Source organism: Moorena sp. SIO3H5, from assembly GCF_010692395.1.
Lineage (GTDB): Bacteria > Cyanobacteriota > Cyanobacteriia > Cyanobacteriales > Coleofasciculaceae > Moorena.
On the sequence record NZ_JAAHHS010000598.1, the window covers coordinates 1 to 3,465 of the forward strand.

A 3,465-nucleotide genomic window follows, 5' to 3' on the forward strand; every position below is an offset into this window, starting at 1 on the left:
ACCAAATCACCAATGACCAATGAGGAACAATAAATTCCCATTCGTGCTATGAGGAACAATAAATTCCCATTCGTGCTATCAGGAAACTGGGAACGTGTAGCAGCACGAGGATACTATCAGCCCTCCCGTAATATCAAAGTAGCTGAATCGGGAGGAGCTTACCAATTACCGCTACCCTTTGACACTGACTCACCAAAGGGATGTCCTAGGATACCAGCGGATATTCAGTTGCGGCAGTATCAGCGCCAAGCGGTGGCCAATTGGTTTGCCCATCGGGGACGAGGAACCCTGAAAATGGCAACGGGTAGTGGTAAAACGATTACTGCTTTAGCGATCGCAACGGAACTGTATCAAAAAATCGGCTTACAGGTGTTGCTGGTGGTTTGCCCTTACCGTCACTTGGTTACTCAGTGGGCAAGAGAATGCGAACACTTTAATCTAGAACCGATATTAGCCTTCGAGAGTGTCTACAGCTGGCAAAGTAAACTGTCTGCCCAGCTATATAACCTCCAGGTTGGGAAACAATCCTTTATTACCATAATCACTACCAATTCTACCCTGATCAAGGAGGGTTTCCAGTCTCAGCTGAAGTATTTTCCTGAAAAAACCCTGATAGTGGGAGATGAAGCCCATAATTTTGGGACTACCCGCATCGAAAAAAGTTTACCCCGTAACATTGGACTGCGCCTTGGTCTGTCAGCTACACCGGAACGGCATTTTGATGAAGCTGGCACAGAAGCGTTGTTTGACTATTTTGGTTCAGTATTACAACCAGAACTGACCTTAGCCGATGCGATTCGCCAAGGAGCGCTAGTGCGTTACCTCTACTATCCGGTGTTCGTGGAATTAACAGAGGCGGAAAATATTGCCTATGCTAAATTAACTCAACGGATTGGTTGGGCATTAGGGGAAGCAGACGATATAGAAAATGACACTACTTTAACATCGTTATTGATGCAACGAGCTCGGTTAGTTGGGGCGGCGGCAAACAAGTTAAGGGCGTTGCAGCGGTTAATGGCTAAGCGTCTCAACACCTACCATACCTTATTTTATTGTGGGGATGGTTCGGTAGATGGGCAAGTGAGTAATGAAAGCAAGCGTCAGTTAGCAGCAGTAACCCAATTACTAGGTTCTCAACTGGGGTATCGGGTCAACACGTACACTGCTCAGACATCGTTGGCAGAACGGGAGGAATTACGTCGTCAATTTGAGCGAGGGGAGTTGCAGGGGTTAGTCGCAATTCGATGTTTAGATGAAGGGGTGGATATTCCATCTATTGAAACTGCGGTAATTCTGGCAAGTAGTAGCAATCCCCGCCAATTTATTCAGCGGCGGGGGCGAGTGTTGCGACCGCACCCAGGTAAGGAACGGGCAACGTTATTTGACATGATTGTTTTGCCCCCAGATTTGGGACGGGAAACTTGGGAAGTGGAACGGAGTTTGTTGAAAAAGGAATTGAAGCGATTTTTGGAGTTTGCTGAGTTGGCCGATAATGCTGGGGAGGCCAGGGTAAAATTGCTGGAAATTCAGCAGCGCTATGGAGTATCAGAGTGCTAATTGCCAATCGCATTCTTGGCAATTAGCACTCCGGGTTTGGTAAGGCACGGTTTTTTATTGCCTACCACTATTTTTTGTCAAAAAAAACGGTGGCACTGCCACCGATTACGACAATCAATACGACAATAAAAATGTTACTATTCTTCCGGTTCAAAATCTGCCTTCTCAACCCCACAGACCGGGCATACCCAGTCATCTGGAATATCTTCAAAAGGTGTTCCCGGCGCAATGCCGCTATCGGGATCCCCTACTTCTGGGTCATAGACATAGCCGCAAGTGGTACAGACATATTTCTTCATGGATATTGTCCTAAATTAGTGTTCTTCTCTCATCAGTATGATCATATCGTGTACCGTTGTTTCGGTAGTGTTCTTTGTTATTGTTTTTTTATAAATTAATTCCATGATTGCCATGGAACTGAGCAGCCAAGTAGTTCTTCCAATGCTGTAATTTCCTGTTTATAATACTTAGTAAGAGCATGTTTGATAGTTGGTGAAATCGACACCTTTTCCTGAGGCTGCACATTAAGGCGTAAATAGACCGGATCCAGGGACCGTCGAATTTTCCTCAAAACTTTGTGGATGGGTTTGTCTTGGGTATATTGACGCATCGAATTTAAAAACTGCTCATAATTCCGGTGAAACCACCTATTTTTTACTGCCTTACTGGGATTATATACTTTAAAGAGATAATCCCCATAGAAGGTTGGATCAATTCCCGCAAATCCACATATTTTTTCAAGCACATATTTGGGATTATGGGATAACTCTTCATAAAAAGCAACATAAATTTTATCGGAACCGAATAAGTCAAAGTAAGGCTTTAAGTAGACAGAATAACGCCCTTGCTCAAGGGAACGCATATAGGTATAGGTATTTTCTTGCTCAAAATTATCCTTAATTAATTGCTTGTCAACATAGTTATCAAATGTGATCTCTTGAGGAAGATACTCTTTTTGTTTAGCAAATTTATACCAAGAAATTAAGCGAGAAACCGGTTCCCTGAGGATAAAAATAAGTTTCACATTTGGTAGAGATTCTTTGATTTTAAGGGGTGTCCCTGATGAGTAAAGATAGTCTGGTGTTGCCTCCATGCGAATTTTTTCGAGATGGGAGCACTGAGCAGAACAGAAAATATCATCATATTTTTCTAACCCATCTTCATATCGATAGTTGGAAGCTTCTGGATAATCTTGATCCAAAAAGAAGCGAATTTCTTTGAGGTTAGAGGTACAAACTTCAGGATGATCAGCTAGATAATAAAATAATGATGTTGTTGCCGCTTTTGTTGTGCCTCCAATAATTAAGTAAGAGTGCTTTTTCACCCTTGAACTATTCATAGAGTTTATTACTCCTCATTAACTAGGATGGTTTTTGAGCACCGAAACACCCTTTTGATGGAGTAGATAGATGATGAGTATCACATAGATAATAGCCATAACAGGCCAACTCATAGCAATACCAATTAATCCCCAAACTTGCCAAAATAACCAACTCAGAGCAACCCCTACAAATGCCATGGTCACCATACTCCAGACGACCATACCATAAGCTCTCTGAGCATACAAACCAGCTTCAAGCACGGGGATTAGAGAAATAAATGCCAACGAAAGCCCTAACCACAAGAACACTTGAGACGTCTGCTCAATAGAGGTAGCTTCAAAAGAACCATGTCCGTATAGCAAACGAATGATTTCGTCATGAGATAGCACAATGAAAAGTACTGCAGGTAAGCTTACTAATAGGGTTTTGGTCAAGTTTTTGCGCAAAGCCGATCCCAAGCGGGATTTATGCCCAGCTAAGTCATGCTCTGTCATGGCGGGCAAGCTGGTGGTAGCAATACTGACACCAATAATCGTTTGAGCAGCGGAGACGATCCGAATTGCAAAGTAGAATGTGGAGACCCCAC

4 protein-coding genes are annotated in these 3,465 nt (G+C 43.1%); 1 reads left to right on the forward strand and 3 read right to left on the reverse strand.

The annotated features are described in order from the left end of the window. The first annotated feature begins 48 nt into the window (after nt 1-48). Nucleotides 49-1,557: a DNA phosphorothioation system restriction enzyme gene (locus tag F6K52_RS34150; RefSeq protein ID WP_293089310.1), complete on the forward strand. Its 1,509-nt coding sequence runs from the start codon at nt 49-51 to the stop codon at nt 1,555-1,557. A gap of 137 nt (nt 1,558-1,694) precedes the next feature. On the opposite strand, the gene rd is transcribed toward F6K52_RS34150, so the two are convergent. The 3 genes from rd to F6K52_RS34165 all read right to left on the reverse strand — a co-directional run. Continuing rightward, nucleotides 1,695-1,856 (reverse strand): rubredoxin, encoded by a 162-nt coding sequence (gene rd, locus F6K52_RS34155; RefSeq protein WP_293089312.1) that lies wholly within the window; start codon nt 1,854-1,856, stop codon nt 1,695-1,697. 95 nt (nt 1,857-1,951) lie between these two features. After that, on the reverse strand, nt 1,952-2,896 hold the full coding sequence (locus F6K52_RS34160; RefSeq protein WP_293089314.1) for a sulfotransferase domain-containing protein: 945 nt from the start codon (nt 2,894-2,896) through the stop codon (nt 1,952-1,954). Nucleotides 2,897-2,914: 18 nt separating this feature from the next. Next, nucleotides 2,915-3,465, reverse strand: a 551-nt coding sequence (locus F6K52_RS34165; protein ID WP_293089316.1) for a lipid II flippase MurJ, incomplete at its 5' end; no start/stop codon positions are given.

Excerpts from the sequence above, each read along its gene's own strand:
- F6K52_RS34160 (WP_293089314.1), bottom strand. The coding sequence starts at position 2,896 with ATGAATAGTTCAAGGGTGAAAAAGCACTCTTACTTAATTATTGGAGGC.
- rd (WP_293089312.1), bottom strand. The coding sequence starts at position 1,856 with ATGAAGAAATATGTCTGTACCACTTGCGGCTATGTCTATGACCCAGAA.
- F6K52_RS34150 (WP_293089310.1), top strand. The coding sequence starts at position 49 with ATGAGGAACAATAAATTCCCATTCGTGCTATCAGGAAACTGGGAACGT.